The sequence below is a fragment of the Spiroplasma sp. ChiS genome (genome assembly GCF_002968355.1).
GTDB lineage: Bacteria > Bacillota_I > Bacilli_A > Mycoplasmatales > Mycoplasmataceae > Spiroplasma > Spiroplasma citri.
Genome location: NZ_PUUH01000257.1, coordinates 1 through 15,590 on the forward strand (window position 1 = coordinate 1; position 15,590 = coordinate 15,590).

At 28.8% G+C, this 15,590-nt stretch carries 17 protein-coding genes, 11 tRNA genes and 1 pseudogene; 4 read left to right on the forward strand and 25 right to left on the reverse strand.

Annotated features, from left to right (window positions below; translation table 4 throughout):
• From C6B38_RS06365 to C6B38_RS06375, 3 genes and pseudogenes are all read right to left on the reverse strand, one after another.
• A pseudogene (locus C6B38_RS06365) lies at window positions 1–215 on the reverse strand (recombinase RecT); the annotation flags it as partial.
• The gene (locus tag C6B38_RS06370; protein WP_105299029.1) at window positions 199–447 is read right to left on the reverse strand and encodes a recombinase RecT; all 249 of its coding nucleotides are present in this window, start codon (window positions 445–447) and stop codon (window positions 199–201) included. The pseudogene C6B38_RS06365 and the gene C6B38_RS06370, both read right to left, overlap by 17 nt.
• Before the next feature lie 36 nt (window positions 448–483).
• A complete protein-coding gene (locus C6B38_RS06375; protein ID WP_105299030.1) occupies window positions 484–762 on the reverse strand; it encodes a hypothetical protein in 279 nt (92 codons plus the stop codon).
• Window positions 763–1,413: 651 nt separating this feature from the next.
• On the opposite strand from C6B38_RS06375, the gene C6B38_RS12075 reads away from it, so the two are divergent.
• Window positions 1,414–1,596 (forward strand): 6-phosphogluconolactonase, encoded by a 183-nt coding sequence (locus C6B38_RS12075; protein WP_277938482.1) that lies wholly within the window; start codon window positions 1,414–1,416, stop codon window positions 1,594–1,596.
• Window positions 1,597–1,999: 403 nt separating this feature from the next.
• Here the strand turns inward: C6B38_RS12075 and C6B38_RS06385 are convergent, their stop codons facing one another.
• The 15 genes from C6B38_RS06385 to C6B38_RS06455 all read right to left on the reverse strand — a co-directional run bounded on the left by C6B38_RS06385 (window position 2,000) and on the right by C6B38_RS06455 (window position 6,785).
• On the reverse strand, window positions 2,000–2,362 hold the full coding sequence (locus tag C6B38_RS06385; protein WP_233485608.1) for a hypothetical protein: 363 nt from the start codon (window positions 2,360–2,362) through the stop codon (window positions 2,000–2,002).
• Between the two features lie 23 nt (window positions 2,363–2,385).
• Window positions 2,386–3,084: a hypothetical protein gene (locus C6B38_RS06390; RefSeq protein WP_105299031.1), complete on the reverse strand. Its 699-nt coding sequence runs from the start codon at window positions 3,082–3,084 to the stop codon at window positions 2,386–2,388.
• 95 nt (window positions 3,085–3,179) lie between these two features.
• Window positions 3,180–3,255 (reverse strand) — tRNA-Phe (locus C6B38_RS06395).
• Window positions 3,256–3,260: 5 nt separating this feature from the next.
• A tRNA-Asp gene (locus C6B38_RS06400) sits at window positions 3,261–3,336 on the reverse strand.
• Between the two features lie 2 nt (window positions 3,337–3,338).
• Window positions 3,339–3,413, reverse strand: a tRNA-Met gene (locus C6B38_RS06405).
• A gap of 52 nt (window positions 3,414–3,465) precedes the next feature.
• A tRNA-Ser gene (locus C6B38_RS06410) sits at window positions 3,466–3,558 on the reverse strand.
• Between the two features lie 35 nt (window positions 3,559–3,593).
• A tRNA-Ile gene (locus C6B38_RS06415) sits at window positions 3,594–3,670 on the reverse strand.
• Between the two features lies 1 nt (window position 3,671).
• Window positions 3,672–3,748 (reverse strand) — tRNA-Met (locus C6B38_RS06420).
• 32 nt (window positions 3,749–3,780) lie between these two features.
• Window positions 3,781–3,856: transfer RNA gene (locus C6B38_RS06425), tRNA-Ala, on the reverse strand.
• Window positions 3,857–3,871: 15 nt separating this feature from the next.
• Window positions 3,872–3,948, reverse strand: a tRNA-Pro gene (locus tag C6B38_RS06430).
• Between the two features lie 23 nt (window positions 3,949–3,971).
• Window positions 3,972–4,048: transfer RNA gene (locus tag C6B38_RS06435), tRNA-Arg, on the reverse strand.
• A gap of 41 nt (window positions 4,049–4,089) precedes the next feature.
• A tRNA-Cys gene (locus C6B38_RS06440) sits at window positions 4,090–4,165 on the reverse strand.
• Window positions 4,166–4,255: 90 nt separating this feature from the next.
• Complete coding sequence (locus C6B38_RS06445) at window positions 4,256–5,875, reverse strand: DAK2 domain-containing protein (RefSeq protein WP_105299032.1); 1,620 nt, start codon at window positions 5,873–5,875, stop codon at window positions 4,256–4,258.
• Window positions 5,876–5,987: 112 nt separating this feature from the next.
• Window positions 5,988–6,326, reverse strand: coding sequence for an Asp23/Gls24 family envelope stress response protein (locus tag C6B38_RS06450; RefSeq protein ID WP_105299033.1), 339 nt, complete (start codon window positions 6,324–6,326; stop codon window positions 5,988–5,990).
• Between the two features lie 213 nt (window positions 6,327–6,539).
• The gene (locus C6B38_RS06455) at window positions 6,540–6,785 is read right to left on the reverse strand and encodes a hypothetical protein (protein ID WP_233485610.1); all 246 of its coding nucleotides are present in this window, start codon (window positions 6,783–6,785) and stop codon (window positions 6,540–6,542) included.
• Between the two features lie 237 nt (window positions 6,786–7,022).
• Here C6B38_RS06455 and C6B38_RS06460 point away from each other — a divergent pair, with 237 nt between their 5' ends.
• The 3 genes from C6B38_RS06460 to C6B38_RS06470 all read left to right on the forward strand — a co-directional run bounded on the left by C6B38_RS06460 (window position 7,023) and on the right by C6B38_RS06470 (window position 8,191).
• Window positions 7,023–7,535, forward strand: coding sequence for a hypothetical protein (locus C6B38_RS06460; RefSeq protein ID WP_233485611.1), 513 nt, complete (start codon window positions 7,023–7,025; stop codon window positions 7,533–7,535).
• Window positions 7,536–7,802: 267 nt separating this feature from the next.
• The gene (gene rpmB / locus C6B38_RS06465) at window positions 7,803–8,000 is read left to right on the forward strand and encodes a 50S ribosomal protein L28 (protein ID WP_004027746.1); all 198 of its coding nucleotides are present in this window, start codon (window positions 7,803–7,805) and stop codon (window positions 7,998–8,000) included.
• Between the two features lie 106 nt (window positions 8,001–8,106).
• Window positions 8,107–8,191, forward strand: a tRNA-Leu gene (locus tag C6B38_RS06470).
• A 40-nt stretch (window positions 8,192–8,231) separates the two neighbouring features.
• Here C6B38_RS06470 and C6B38_RS06475 read toward each other — a convergent pair.
• The 7 genes from C6B38_RS06475 to C6B38_RS06505 all read right to left on the reverse strand — a co-directional run bounded on the left by C6B38_RS06475 (window position 8,232) and on the right by C6B38_RS06505 (window position 15,497).
• Window positions 8,232–8,840, reverse strand: coding sequence for a thiamine diphosphokinase (locus tag C6B38_RS06475; RefSeq protein ID WP_105299034.1), 609 nt, complete (start codon window positions 8,838–8,840; stop codon window positions 8,232–8,234).
• On the reverse strand, window positions 8,827–9,507 hold the full coding sequence (gene rpe / locus C6B38_RS06480) for a ribulose-phosphate 3-epimerase (RefSeq protein WP_105299035.1): 681 nt from the start codon (window positions 9,505–9,507) through the stop codon (window positions 8,827–8,829). The genes C6B38_RS06475 and rpe overlap by 14 nt, the downstream gene beginning before the upstream one ends.
• Before the next feature lie 12 nt (window positions 9,508–9,519).
• Window positions 9,520–10,389, reverse strand: a complete 870-nt coding sequence (gene rsgA, locus C6B38_RS06485) for a ribosome small subunit-dependent GTPase A (protein WP_105299036.1) — start codon at window positions 10,387–10,389, stop codon at window positions 9,520–9,522.
• A gap of 6 nt (window positions 10,390–10,395) precedes the next feature.
• Entirely contained in the window at window positions 10,396–11,409 is a 1,014-nt protein-coding gene (locus tag C6B38_RS06490; protein ID WP_105299037.1) for a protein kinase domain-containing protein, read from the reverse strand.
• A gap of 93 nt (window positions 11,410–11,502) precedes the next feature.
• Window positions 11,503–12,264 (reverse strand): PP2C family protein-serine/threonine phosphatase, encoded by a 762-nt coding sequence (locus C6B38_RS06495; protein WP_004027751.1) that lies wholly within the window; start codon window positions 12,262–12,264, stop codon window positions 11,503–11,505.
• A gap of 2 nt (window positions 12,265–12,266) precedes the next feature.
• Window positions 12,267–13,304 carry a 23S rRNA (adenine(2503)-C(2))-methyltransferase RlmN gene (gene rlmN / locus C6B38_RS06500; RefSeq protein WP_105299038.1) on the reverse strand — a complete coding sequence of 346 codons (1,038 nt, stop codon included), beginning with the start codon at window positions 13,302–13,304 and terminating at the stop codon, window positions 12,267–12,269.
• Between the two features lie 111 nt (window positions 13,305–13,415).
• Entirely contained in the window at window positions 13,416–15,497 is a 2,082-nt protein-coding gene (locus C6B38_RS06505; protein ID WP_105299039.1) for a PTS transporter subunit EIIC, read from the reverse strand.
• Window positions 15,498–15,590: the final 93 nt, after the last annotated feature.

Genomic DNA, 15,590 nt, shown 5'->3' on the forward strand with positions numbered 1-15,590 from the left:
CATTTATTTCAAGGTGAATATTCACTATTACCACTAGGACTACTATTTTTTAAACGATCAATATCTGCTTTTCTTAATAAAATACCTTGATAATTTCCATTTTTATCTTTTGCAAAAGCATAAGCACCAATAATTTCATTATAATCACTAGTATTTGCATTAAAATTAATTTCATGTATTTTAGGACATGAATTTAAACTATCTCATATTACCACTAGGACTACTATTTTTTAAACGATCAATATCTGCTTTTCTTAATAAAATACCTTGATAATTTCCATTTTTATCTTTTGCAAAAGCATAAGCACCAATAATTTCATTATAATCACTAGTATTTGCATTAAAATTAATTTCATGTATTTTAGGACATGAATTTAAACTATCTCATTCAAATTTTTCACCTTTAAATATAATTTCTTTTCTTGGACTATACCCTGATTCTTCCATTCTTTTACAATAAACTTTACTATCAATAACAAGTAGTTAAACTATAAATAATATTTTTTTATCTTTATCTCATTTTTTAAACGGAATAATATTAAAATCTTTACCAAAAATTAACCCTTTATTACTTAATTTAATAATTCCTAATGCTGTTATTTTAGCATTATCAGCATTATTAACTAATTGCATATAATTTTGTCCATTTTTCATTTTTAATTCTTCAAGTGCTAATATATTTTCTTTTACATATTTATCATTAACTTTTAATTCATATTTAATAATTGCACCTTTAATATATTGTTGTAATTCATTTGTCATTTTATTTCACTCCTTTAATTTTTATATTTATTCCTTTAATACCAACTACTTTATTATCAGTATTTGTATCTCATTGTGCTTTAATTGTATTTTTAACTAACTTTTCATCAATAATTAAATATTTAATTAATTGCTTTAATTCATATTGATTAGCATTTTCTAAAAAATCATCATCAATACCTAATATTTCAATATCTTTTATTAATAATTTTTCTTTACGAAAATTACTAGTAATAATTTTTAATTCTTGCTCTTGTTTTGCTACACTTTTAATTTCTAAAAATTGTTCTTTTTTATGATTTTCAACAATTTCATTTTGTTTTTGAAATTGAATATTAATGACACTATTTTTTAAATAATCATGATTATTCTTAATATTTTTTTCTAAATTTAAAATAATATTTCTAATAAAATTTAAATCATTTTTAAGTGATTTAAATTTTTCTAATGGTTCTCTAAAAATATAATCAATTTTTGAAACTACTAATTTTAAATCTTTTAGTAATTGTGATTTATATTCTCCATTTATTAATCAAGTTTGTTGTCTGTATATAAATTCTGCTAATTCTTGTCCATTTTCATCAATTCATTTTTTAATATTTAATGCTTTTAAACTTAATACAAATTATAAAACAATAAGAGGAATAAAAAATGAAATTAATTATTGTTGAAGATAAAAATGCAATTGGAAAAGTTGTTGGGCAAATCTTTGTGAATTATGTGCAACAAAATCCAAAAGTTGTTTTTGGTTTAGCAACTGGTTCATCACCAGAAACAACTTATCAATATATTATTGAAGATTATAAAAAAATAAGACAGACTGAAGTAAAGTAACGACTTTTAACTTAGATGAATACATTGGTTTAGAACCAAACCATCCACAAAGTTATCGTTATTTCATGATGAAAAATTATTTAATCACTTAAATATTGGTTGCATAAAAAAAGTAGGGTATAAAAATATAAAGAAATTAAATAAGAATAATTAAACCATTTACTAAAATGGTTTTTTTATTTGAAAAAAACTAAAATAACTAATTGATTCAAAACAAGGACAGCATCTTTATATATATTTATAATTTTTAAAATAATAAAAAGTTGTTTCCTTTCTGAAAAAAACCATATTAAATTAAGAAATTAGTAAATAACACACATACTAACTTAGTAAAGGTGTTGTCCTTGTTTTGTTTCACTTAGTTATATTAATAAATCAATCGTTAAATATTAGATTGTAGAAACTAAAAATGGAAAAAATCAATATTATGATTAAATGCAGTAAATGGATATACCGTTAAAATTTTCGTTAAAGTCTCATCACTACCAGTAATCATTGCTTGACAATATTTGGTAATTCCTTCTTGCTGTACTACTTGAGCAAATTTTTGAAAACTAGCAATTGTTCCTTTTTTAGTATCTTCACCATACCCACCATGAACATGACAGTCAATAAAACCAGGCATAATAATTGCTTGTTGCAAATCATAATCCACTTGGTCAGTTTGACCAGCTGTAATTTTAACAATTTTATCATCTTTAATTTCAATTCAACCATTTGAAATTATTTGTTCTTCACAAACTATTTTTGCATTTTTTAAAATCATTTTGTTTCTCTCATCTTTCTATCTTAAAATTTAAAATTTATTGGTAGTTTTTTAAGATCAAAGGTAACTTTCTTATGCCCCAAGCAACGATAAAGCAATGCTAAAATTAACATATGATTATTTTCCCGAACCAAATAAGTTTGCTTTCCAACCGTAATTTTGACCCCAATATCAATAAATTCAACATTTGAAATATCTGTTAAATTAAACTGTACTACTTTCTTGTTATTATTCTTATCTAACCCATCAATAATAAACCGCTTATTAGTAATTAATAAAACACCCTTACAAAAAAACTTGATATCTTTATGTTTATGTGTTGTAAAAAGATGAATATTAACAGCATTATTTTTAAAATGACACTTTTCCTTCGGCTGTAAATCAAATGCCACTGGCAAAACTTTTAAAGGTCGTCATAATGTAAAATTAACCTCTTCAACATTATAAATAAACTCTTGTTCACGACCAGTTAACACTAAATTTAGTTTCCGTTGATATTTGTAAAATCGGTGAATAAAATCTTGAGTATAAGCAAAATTTTTTAAAATTCAACGTTTAAAAATTCAATATTTAAAATTACAGAAATTCTCCGTTCCCATCTTTTTTTGATAACGATCTAAAACAAAGCGCGGTTTATATTTAAAATTATCTTCATTTAACGTAAACTTTCACTCTTCACGTTTTAAATAAAAACTTATATCTTTTGTTAATCTTGAAAACATTACCATCACCTTTATTAATTATATAACAAAATTAAAAAAATCTAAATTAATCTATGATTAATTTAGATTCTAGGGTTATTTTTAACTAAATTCAATGGTGGTTCAGGACAGAATTGAACTGCCGACACTTTGAGCTTCAATCAAATGCTCTACCAACTGAGCTACTGAACCACGATTGGCGGTCTTGACGGGACTTGAACCCGCGATCTCCTCTGTGACAGAGAGGCATGATAACCACTTCACTACAAGACCATTGGTTGCGGGGGCAGGACTTGAACCTGCGACCTTTGGGTTATGAGCCCAACGAGCTACCACTGCTCCACCCCACAATTTTAATACTATCACAACTTAACTTTTAATTGCAAGTTTTTTTCTGAAAAATGGCGGAAGATGAGGGATTCGAACCCCCGCGCGGCTTTCACCGCCTGTCGGTTTTCAAGACCGATCCCTTCAACCAGACTTGGGTAATCTTCCAAAAATGCTTGTAAAGCAACTAAATAAATAATAAATGGTGGACCCTACTGGACTTGAACCAGTGACCATCCGGTTATGAGCCGGATGCTCTAACCAACTGAGCTAAGGGTCCATGGTAGCGAGAAAGAGACTTGAACTCTTGACTTCCCGGGTATGAGCCGAGCGCTCTAACCAACTGAGCTATCCCGCCATATCAAGTTTAATTGTTTTATTAATTGTTAATGGTGGACCCGAACGGGATCGAACCGTCGACCCCCTGCGTGCAAGGCAGGTGCTCTCCCAGCTGAGCTACGGGCCCAAAATAGTATAAAAATGGTCGGAAAGACAGGATTCGAACCTGCGACCCCTCGGTCCCAAACCGAGTGCTCTACCAAACTAAGCTACTTTCCGAAAAAAAATAACATTTAAATAAATGGCGCGCCCAGAAGGATTCGAACCCTCAACCTTTTGATCCGTAGTCAAACGATCTATCCAATTGATCTATGGGCGCATAAGAAATAAAGCAATATTTAAATGTTGAGTAGATTTAAATGGAGGCACTAGTCGGATTCGAACCGACGATCGGGGAGTTGCAGTCCCATGCCTTAGCCACCTTGGCTATAGTGCCATAAAATCTAAACCCCTACTATATTATCATATTCATAATTCATTTCAAGATAAATAAATAAAAAAATTAAATTCATTTTATTATTTTTATTTACTCAACAGCAATTAAAAATGGGTATAATGTTTGATCACCATCAATAAATTCATATTCAACATCAAAACTTTCATCGAGATATTTTCGAATTGCATTAATATCTCGTGTTTCTGCTTCTTCACCAGTAAAAATTGTAACAATTTCTGTTGATTTTGTAATTGCTCGGTCAAACAAGTATTTCATTGTTCATGATAAGGTTGGAAATGAACAAATAATTTTTTTATTCATAATCCCCATATACTCCCCTTTGTTAATTTTAACACCATCAATTGAAGTTGTTTTTGCTGAAACAGTAATTGATAAACTTGTCACATTTTTAAGACTTGATTTTAATGTTGAATAAATCTTTTTCGGTGCTTCTCCTGGTTCAAATGATAAAGATGCTACCATTCCTTCTTGAATTGATGTTGTTGGCACAATATATACATTTGATTTACGTTCAACTTTGGCTGCTTGTTGTGCTGCTAAAATTGCATTACTATTGTTTGGCAAAATAAACACATCAACCGCATCAACTGCTTCAATTGCATTTAAATAATCATCAGTTGATGGATTCATTGATGCTCCACCATTAACAGTAAATTGAATATTTAAATCAGTTTTGAAAAAATTGGCAATTCCATTTGATGGTGTAACGGCAATAATAGCCGCAGAATTTTTTAATTGCCGGTCAACTTTAATTGTCTTAACATGTTTGGCTGCTTGTAAATTCATATTTTCAATTTTAATATTCTTAAACTCACCATGTTGTTGTAAAAAAGTTACAATATAACCCGGAAGTAAAGTATGAACATGAACTTTTAAAATATCATTATCAACAACTGCAACAATTGATTTTCCACCTTGATCTTCTAATGTTTGGCGAATTTGCATTATATTAATTTTATTAATATGCTTATTATCTAACATTACAATTGCCTCAGTACAATAACCAAATTCTTCGTTTTGCAAATCCATAACAACATTATCACCAGTATTTTCAACTTGTTTTTTTCGTTGTGGCACAATTTTTCCTGTTTTTCAATATTCTGTAATGCCTTCAAATATTTTTACTAAACCAAAACCACCTGAATCAACAACACCAACTTCTTTCAAAATTGGTAGTAACTCCGGAGTATGATTCAATGACTCAGTTGCAAAATCAACAATTTTTTGGAATAACTCTGGAACAGGGATTTCTTTTTCTAATGTTGAAACATGTTCCGCAGTTTCACGGATTACAGTTAAAATTGTTCCTTCAACCGGTTTCATCACCGCTTTATAAGCAACTTCATTAGCTTGTGAAATTCCTGCTTTAACTGAATCAAAATTTAATTCATCAAATTCTTTTAAACCATTGGCAAAACCACGAAAGATCTGCGATAAAATAACACCTGAATTGCCACGTGCCCCCATAATTAAGCCACGCGCAAAAACATCAGCAATCTTACTAATTGATTCCGAATTGAGTTCATTAATTTCCTTAACAGCATTAGTCATCGTTAAATTCATATTTGTTCCTGTATCTCCATCAGGAACTGGAAAAACATTTAATTTATCAATTTCTGGATAAAAATTATATAAATTATTATAACCGCTGATCAGCGAATCTTTAAAAGATTTTGCATTAAATTCCATTTCTATCACCTTTACATTTTTCATCAATTAAGTTCCCTTTTTTAGTTTTCCTAAGTGATATAATTGTAAATCTTGCATCATTCAAATATCTCATTTTAATAAAATTTCCTACCTAAATTAATAAGTCTTGAATATTTACATTCACATAAATCATAATATCATTTGAATAAATATCCAGTTTTTCTAATTCATATTTAATCCTAATTTGTATTTCTTGGGCAATATCTTTAATATTTACTCCTTCTAGCAAAATAATAAAGATTTCTATATAAAAATTACGACCATCTTGTCTCAATTTAATTGACTGTGAGTAATCTTTAAGTAGTATTATCACATTGTCTTCATTATTTTCAGTATCATCAACCTTTGCGAATCCAGCGACCCCAGGGACTGTAATTACTGCTGCATGAACTAAATCTGCAATTTTAACTACATTAATTTTCTCAATCATAAAAATCACCACTAAACTAAATTAACATTATTAATTATAACGAGAAAATACAATAAAGCAATAAATTTATTATATTTTCTTAATTAAATTGTTAACTCTTTGTTGTCTTTCCCCCTTATTATTTAAAAAAATCATCAATGTTCGTTAGCATATGACTAGGACTAACAAGTTTTTCTAATGTTTTCTCTTCCGCTAATATTAATTCTTGATACTTTAAAACAAAGTCTTTTGTATTAATTTCTTTTTTTCTGAAACATTTTTAATTTTAATACATTCATTAATATCCTCTCAAGAAAATCCATGTTGTACTCTTAAAGAAACTATTGCATGAGCAATACTATGGTTTAACGATTCTTGATTACGTTTGCCACCAATTGTATTATCAAATGATAAAGTTTGAGTAAAAGAATAATGATTATTCCCTTGTTCACTTGTTTTTCGTACTGTCATTTCAATCATAACATTTTCCTCCTAGATGTAATTCTACTATAAATTAAGGATAATTACTACCTTTTAAAGTTTAATCATTAAGCAAATTATTTACTGAATACTAGGCAAATTAAATGAGCATTAATTATATAATAACTGCAATGTTATAAATATATTATTTTTCAATAAAATAAGTTACTATATAATTAGTGTATGACTATTTTAATTAGTAAATAACATTACTTTTCAATAAAAAGATGTAAACATATGAATAAAATAGAATTTTTAATTAATTTAGATAAGGTGAACAGTGATTTTAAAAAATTATTAAAAGATTTTGATAAGTTAGAAAATAAATATCTTAAAATAATAAAAAAAGATAAAAATCTAAAAGAAACAATAAATTTAGAAGAATTATCAGATATTAAAAATGTTTCAAATGAATTATATACAGAAGTATTTTTCCCCTATTTTCAACATAAAAATGAAGAAATCATTCCAAATGGCCGAGAAATTATTGAAACAGTTACGGGTACTTACCAAAATTTAAAAACTAAAGTTAATAATTTTGTCTTAAACACAGACAAAGCAATAACTGATGCACAAAAAAATACCCAATGATATTTACCTAAGTCAAAGATAAATCCAATTGCAAAACCACCACGAGTAAAATTATCTGATCAAGAATTATTAAATTTAGAATCACAGCCAGGACCAAGTGGGGTTCAAGCACAAACCAATAAAAAAGCCCACAATCTGTTCCTTCCAAACCACATTTAAAAGAATTACAAAAAAAGAACATTATTGCAATTAACAAACAAGTAAAAAATATGACCCAACAAGAAAATCAACAGGAACAAACAACACAAGTTGAAGAAAATTCAAGATAAGGTGAAGATGAATAACACTTTTAATAATGGTTTTATCCATTTTTTAACTTAAATTTAGCAAAAAACTGATGGTTTTCATAAAAATTAGATTTATACTTGCTTTTAATTTAAAAATTAGTTATTATTTTATAGTATGCAGATATAAAGGAGTGAAATTATGGCAAGAAAATGTGAAATTACTGGTAAAAGTGCTTTATCAGGAAACAAACGTTCACACGCGTTAAATGCAACCCGTCGTAAATGAAATGTTAATTTACAAAAAGTAAGAATTGTTGTTGACGGTGAAGTTAAAACATTACGTGTTGCAACAAGAACTTTAAAAACATTAAAGCGTAAAGGACAAATTGCGCAATAAATAAAGTTTAAAGAAACATTGATAAAATAATAAAAAAGGAAGCATAAATTTTAAAATTTATGCTTCCTTTTTCTCTAAAATACGATAAAATTAAAAAAGTACAAATGCCCATGTGGCGGAATTGGCAGACGCAGTAGACTCAAAATCTACCGAAGAAATTCGTATCGGTTCGAGCCCGATCATGGGTACCAAATTTTAAAGCAAAAAATAATCGGTTTAAAAAACCGATTTTTATTTACTATAAATTGCGACAACTTGACCTGCTAAAACATCAATATTTCCTACTGACGCAAGAAATTCATTGCTAACTGCATTAGGCGATAATTCTACTAATTTTAATTGTTTAGCATTATATTTTAAATTACTAATCGTCACAGTTGCTGATTGTAAACTAAATAATGAAAAATAACGATAACCTGACTTTTGATAAACTTCATTCATTCCTGGTTTTAGTAAATAAGCATAAGTATTATCATTCATAAAAATGATATTGTAACGACAAATAAAATTAAAACAACTCAACTCCATATCAAATCGATTGCCTTGGGCAATAAAAATAATTTCTTGTGGGTTTAATTTTAAAGCTTCTTGTAATGCTAATTCACCATCAATATGATCTTTAATTTGGGAAACTATTAGTAACTCTTTTGCTTTATTAGCAATCAGTTTTGCTTCTATTGTTGTCAAACTATCTTGGTCACAGCAAAAAAGATCAAAAGTAGCAAAATTTTTAATTAAATCTAAGGCACCCCGTTCAACACCAATTTTATAATAATCTTGATACTGTTGTAAATCTAAGTTTGTTTCTGAACAAACAATTAAAACTTTATTTGTTTTCATTCTCTAATAATCCTTTCAATCGGGTTGCTAAATCTGTATGACCAAATAAATAATTACCCGCTACTAATACATCAACCCCATATTGTTTACAAAGAGTTGCAGTCTCAGCATTAATTCCTCCGTCAACTTCAATTAATGTTTTGCTATTATTTTGATCAAGATAGTCTCGTAAGGCTTTAATCTTTGTTGCTGCAGCTGAAATAAAAGTTTGACCGCCAAAACCAGGTTCTACTGTCATTACTAAGACTAAATCAAGATGTTTTAAATAAGGGAAAATAAATTTAACTGGGGTTGATGGTTTAATTGCTAACCCAATTTTTATGTTTAATTTTATTCGTAAATTTAAAAATTCAGTTAATTGTGGTGGGGTTAATGCTTCATAATGCAAAGTAATTGCTGATGCACCTGCTTTAATAAAAGGCAGCAAATAATTTTCAACACTACTATTTTTAATTTTAACCATTAAGTGACAATCAAGATACAAATCACTATAACTAGTAATATCAGCTAAAATCTTTGGACCAAAAGTTAAATTTGATACAAAATCACCATCCATTACATCAAAATGAATTCATTGTGCGCCAGCTTCCTTAATTGCTGCTAATTCTTTTTGTAAGATTAAATAATTTGCACTTAAAACACTTGGTGCAACAAGATATTTTTTCATCATTACCTCTTTCTATTGCTCTTGCATAATGCGAACATAATCATTATAAAAAAATTGTGGAATAATATTCGCTTGAACTAATGCTTTTATTTTGCAATGCGGTTCGTGTAAATGTAAACAAGTTCGAAACTTACATTCATTAGCATATTGATTAAAAAAATGATAAGAGCGTGCTAATTCTCCTTTTTCATAATCTCTTAAATCAAATGTTGAAAAACCTGGCGTATCAGCAACCATTCCATTTAATAACTCATATAATGCGCTAGTTGTGGTTGTATGTTTTCCTCGCCCTAATGCTTTAGAAATTTCTTGCGTCTTAATTATTTCCGCTTGTAATAATGTATTTAAAGTTGACGACTTACCACTACCAGTTTGTCCAGTTAACACTGAGATTTTATTTTGAAAAAGTTGTTCAAATTGTTGTCATATTTTTTTATCATCTTTTTTATTACTAATAAAATAAACTTCATAGCCTAACTTTGGATACCAGTTAAAATATTTTTGATAAAGTTCATCTGTTTTCAATAAGTCTTTTTTAGTAAAAACAATAACTGGTTTTAAGTTTTTATATTCAATAAATGCTAAATATTTATTTAATAAATATGAATTAAAAGTCGGTTCTGCCATTGCTGTAATAATAACAACTTGATTAACATTAGCAATTCGTGGACGGTATAATTTATTTTTACGAGGTTCAATTTGATAAATAATTCCTTGCTTGTCATTTTGAATTTCAAATTGAACATAATCACCAACAACTGGCTTAATTTCTTGATGACGAAATAATCCTTTTGCTTTGCAAGCATAAATTTGATGATCAGTATCATTTTTAACATAACAAAACTCGCTAACAATGCGAATAATCATTCCTGTTTGGTGCATATTATTCTATCCTGGTAAAAACAAGCAAAGTCAAACTAAGACACTAATAAAACTAACTAGTAAGAAACTAAATCACCAAGCAACCTTAGTTCTTAAAAATCATGGATAAGAATAATACCGATCATAAAGTTTGCGCTGTTTGCCTTTTACTTCAAACAAATTTGATAACTTTAAAGGTTTTTCAGATTGATGCTCTGGTGCTTCAATTGCTTGTAAACTATTATTAAAATCTGCTACTGTCTGAAACCGCTCACTTGGATCTTTTGCGATTGCCTTTAAAATAATATTTTCTAAACTTTGTGGTATCAACGGATTTACTAACCGTGGTCGTAATGGTAATTCTTTAACATGTTTAACCGCAACAAATGTTGGGTTTTTCCCAACAAAAGGAGCCATACCAACTGCTAACTCATACAACATAATGCCTAAAGCATAAATATCACTACGTTTTGTTGCTGGTTTTGATTGAACAATTTCTGGTGCCATGTATTTTGATGTTCCAATGATTTTACCACATTCTAAATCTTCACTATTTTCTAAAATTGCAACACCAAAATCAGCAACCTTAATTTTACCATCATATGAAATTAAAATATTTTCTGGTTTAATATCACGATGAATAATATCATTATGATGAGCTTCGGTAATAGCTAAATTAATTTCATCAAAAAAATATAATAATTCTTTAACAGTACAAGGACCTAATGTTAGTAAGCGGTCTTTTAAAGTATAACCTTTAACTAATTCCAAAACTAGACAATGACGATCATACGCTTGAAATGAGCCATAAACTTTAACCACATTATTATGGGAAAACTGCGCAATTGAATTATATTCTTTATTAAAACGTTCCACTGCTTCTTTATTTTTTGATAATGTCAATGTCATAATTTTAATTGCAACATGTCGTTTTAATAAAATATCATATCCTTCAAAAACTTCAGCCATACCACCATCGGCAATTTTAGCTAAAATCTGATAACGATTATGTAACATAGTTCCAATTGTGATTTGTTCCATCTTCTGCACCCTTTTACCTTATTATTTTAACTTGTAAACATCATAACACAAAAAAACTAAGAAGAAAAAAGAACAAATAAAAATAACAGCGCTTTAATCTGTTATTTCAAAAACAATTCCGGTTAAATTATCAGTTGATAGATTTTCTAATGCCCGATCAATTAAAATTTTAACTTTATCATTTAATTTATTTGCCGATTTTAATGTTTCAATTAAATCAATTTCATCAATATAATCATGAATTCCATCGGTGGTTAATAAATACTGCCCTTTAATATCCTCAATAACATAAGTATCAATTTTTAAATTCTTTGTTGGTCCCAAAGCACTTGTTAATACTTTTCAAAAAGTATGCATATTATATTGTTTTTTATATTGACCTTGAAATTCTAATTCTTGTTTTTCTCGATACTCTGTTGAATTTTCCATATTTTGGTCAGTAGTAATTTGATAAATTTTATCATGATGTAATTTATATAACCGTGAATCACCAATATTAATAACATATACTTTTCCGTTAGCAATTAATGCAGCAACAACTGTTGTTCCCATATCACTTGTATCAGGATAAATTTGAGCATAAGTAACCATTTCTTGTTGAATTGTTAAAATTGTTTGACGAAACCATTTATTAATTTCTTCATCGGACAAATGGTTAAAATTTGTCCGTTTAAAATGTTCCACCAAACTATCAACAGCCATTTTACTGGCAACTTCGCCATGTTGATGACCACCCATCCCATCACAAACAATGGCAATATAATTGTTAAAACTATTATTGGCAAAATCAAAGTAATCTTGATTACTACTACGATAAGCACCAATATCAGTTTTGTATCCAAACCGTATTTGCATAATTATTTTCTAATAATCCCTTCATTTTTAGCTCGTAATTGACCGCAAGCAGCATCAATATCGTGACCAAATTCACGACGAACAATACAATTAATTTTTTGTTGTTGTAAAGTTTCAAAGAATTGATTAATTTTAGTACTACGTTGATACCCATTTTCTGCAACTGTGTTATAAGGAATTAAATTAACATACGCATTTAATCCTCAAATTAATTTTGCTAATTCTAATGCTCTTTCACGACTATCATTAACATTCTCAATTAAAATATACTCAAAAGTAACACGTCGATTAGTTAACTCAATATAATAACGAACTGCATCCATTAATTTTTCTACTGGGTAAGCTTTATTAATTGGCATTAATTGATTCCGAATCGTATTGTTTGGAGCATGTAATGAAATCGCTAAATTAACTTGCGTCTTTAACTCTGCAAATTGTTTAATTTTTGGAACTAACCCACAAGTAGAAATTGTAATATGGCGCGCACCAATTTGATAACCTTTTGGGTCATTAATAATGTTGACAAACTTAAGCGTATTATCAAAATTATCAAATGGTTCACCAATTCCCATTACTACAATATGACTCACACGTTCATTTGTTGTTGCTAGATAACGATTAACCATCATAACTTGTTGAACAATTTCTGCCGTTGATAAATTCCGTGTTTTTTTTAATAATCCTGAGGCACAAAAAGTACATGCCATATTACAACCAACTTGTGTTGTAACACAAACAGAATTACCATAACTTTGGGGCATTAAAACTGTTTCAATTTTATAGCCATCGGCTAATTGAAACAAAAACTTTAATGTTCCATCTTTCGACTGTTGTTGAACAACAATTTTTAATGGCTCAATCGTATAATATTCTTGTAATTTATTACGATCAGTTTTAGAAATATTTGTCATTTCATCAAAAGAATATATGTTTTTGACATATATTCAATCAAAAATTTGCTCTGCTAAATATTTCTTAAAACCATGCGCAACTAAATCTAACTGTAATTCTTCTTTTGGATATCCAAAAATTGATGTCATTATTTTCCACTCCATTTTTATATATTATAATTTTATCACAAAATAGCATTTGTTAAAATAGACAAAAAAACATTAATTAAAAAATTAATGTTTTTTCATATTTATTTAATTTTAACCTTGTTTTGAATTTAATTTTGGTGCTTCTTTATTATTACGCATTTCAGCTAATAATTCACGCATATATGGTTTAATTACTTCTTGTTCTCCACCATAAATAATTTGGACTGATTGACCACGAATAAGCATTCCGGTGCTGCCACCTAATGCTTGAATTTCATCTTGATTGACAAGTTTACTATCAACAACTGTAATTCGTAAACGTGACGCACATGAGTCAACTGCCGTAATATTATCAGCCCCACCTAAAAATTCAATAATTTTACGGGCTTTTTCCCGTTTTGCCGCATCACCTTTTGCTGGTCCTGATGAAGTTGTTTCATTAGTACCTTTTTTTGCTTTAAAATCAGCTTTAGTATATAGTTTTGTGGCGCCATCACGACCCGGAATTTGAACTTTTCCATATTTAATTGCGAAGTAGAAAGCTGCAAAATAAATTCCAATACATGGAATTCCAACTGCAAGAATTCAATAGAAGTTTGTTCCTTTTCCACCAACAAATGGAATAATACCAAAGACAATAAAGTCAATAAATCCACCCGATACGGTCATTGATGTATGTACATGTAATAATCCCATTAACATAAATGAAATTGCACACAATGGCATATGAACACCATAAAATAACCATGGTGCTACAAATAAGAAAGTAAATTCAATTGGTTCAGTAATTCCTGTTAAGAAACAAGTAAAGGCTGCTGAAAAATAAATTCCCATTACTGGTTTTCGATTTTCTTTTGGAACACTAAAGTACATTCCTGCTGCTGCTGCTGGTAATCCAAACATCATAAATGGAAACTTACCAGTTTGGAATCGCCCTAAATTTAACCCCATGTGTTGAACCATTGTGAAGGTAATTTTTGGATCAGCAATAACTTTATACATAATTGTTTGATCACCAACTGCTGCTATTGTTGAAGCATTTAGTTCTGATACTCATCTAGTAATTGCTGCCTGTGCTGCTCCAACTGTAATTGTATTTAAATCAATATTAGCATCAATATAATTTAGCTCTTGTAAATCCTTAAGAAAAGCCATATAACTTAAAGGATCTTTTGAAACATTAGCGATTAAATCTGCCATACTTCCTCCCGCTTGTGTTCATCATAATGGTGAATAAAAGACATGATGCAAGCCAAATGGCACTAATGATCGTTCAAAAATCTCAAAAATTAAAGAATCTAACCCTATTGGTAATTTTCCTGAGTTATTTCCAAATCATGCTAACCCAGTACCAATTAATGGTCAAATAATCATAAAAATAAAAGCTAATGGAATTACTGCCATAAACATAATAATTGGAACTAATTTTGTTCCACTAAAAAAAATTAACGCTGAAGGTAATTGTGTTTTATGAAAACGATTATAAGCGAAAGCTGCAATTGCTCCAACAAAAATTCCTCCAAAAACACCAGTATTTAATGAATTAATTCCTAAATTAGAAGTCAATAGTTTATTTTGAACTGCTCATGTTTGGCCAGTATAAAATAACAAATTAAATTGATCAGTTACTCGTACTGAACTAACAATTGTGACAGTAACATTCCCTTTAACTAATTCTTTATAAATATCACTGGTTCTCATTCATGCTAATAATTCATCACCCGTTAGTAAAGTTGTGTTGGCTGATGTGACACCATCAACAGTTAATCCCATAATTGGTGAAGCACCCCCTTCAATATTAACAACATATTGAATATGAGCATATGCCTCATTTAATAATGACAACTGAATTGCATTAAAAACTAAAAACCCAACTACGGAAGTTAATGCTGCTACTCCAGCATCTTCCGTATAGGCCATTGTAACAGAAATACAAAATAATACTGGTAAATTACCAAAAGCAATATCTCCCATTTTATTTAAAAAATTTCCAAAGTATCAAGCTGCTGAAGCAGGATCAACTTTTGATGAAATAGTTGCACCAACTCCTAAAAAGATTCCAGCAATTGGTAACAACGCAATTGGTAATAGAAATGCTTTACTTAATTTACTTAAAGTCCCCATTGTCCTTTGATTTGATTGTTTCCATCAAGCCTTTGACATAAAAGGTTTAAGCTTGGCTTTCTCATTCATTTTTAATTTCTCCTTTTAAATTAATAGTTACTAATATAATTATAGAATTTAACTAACTAAAAGTTAAGTTAATTACTACAAAGTAAAAATTTT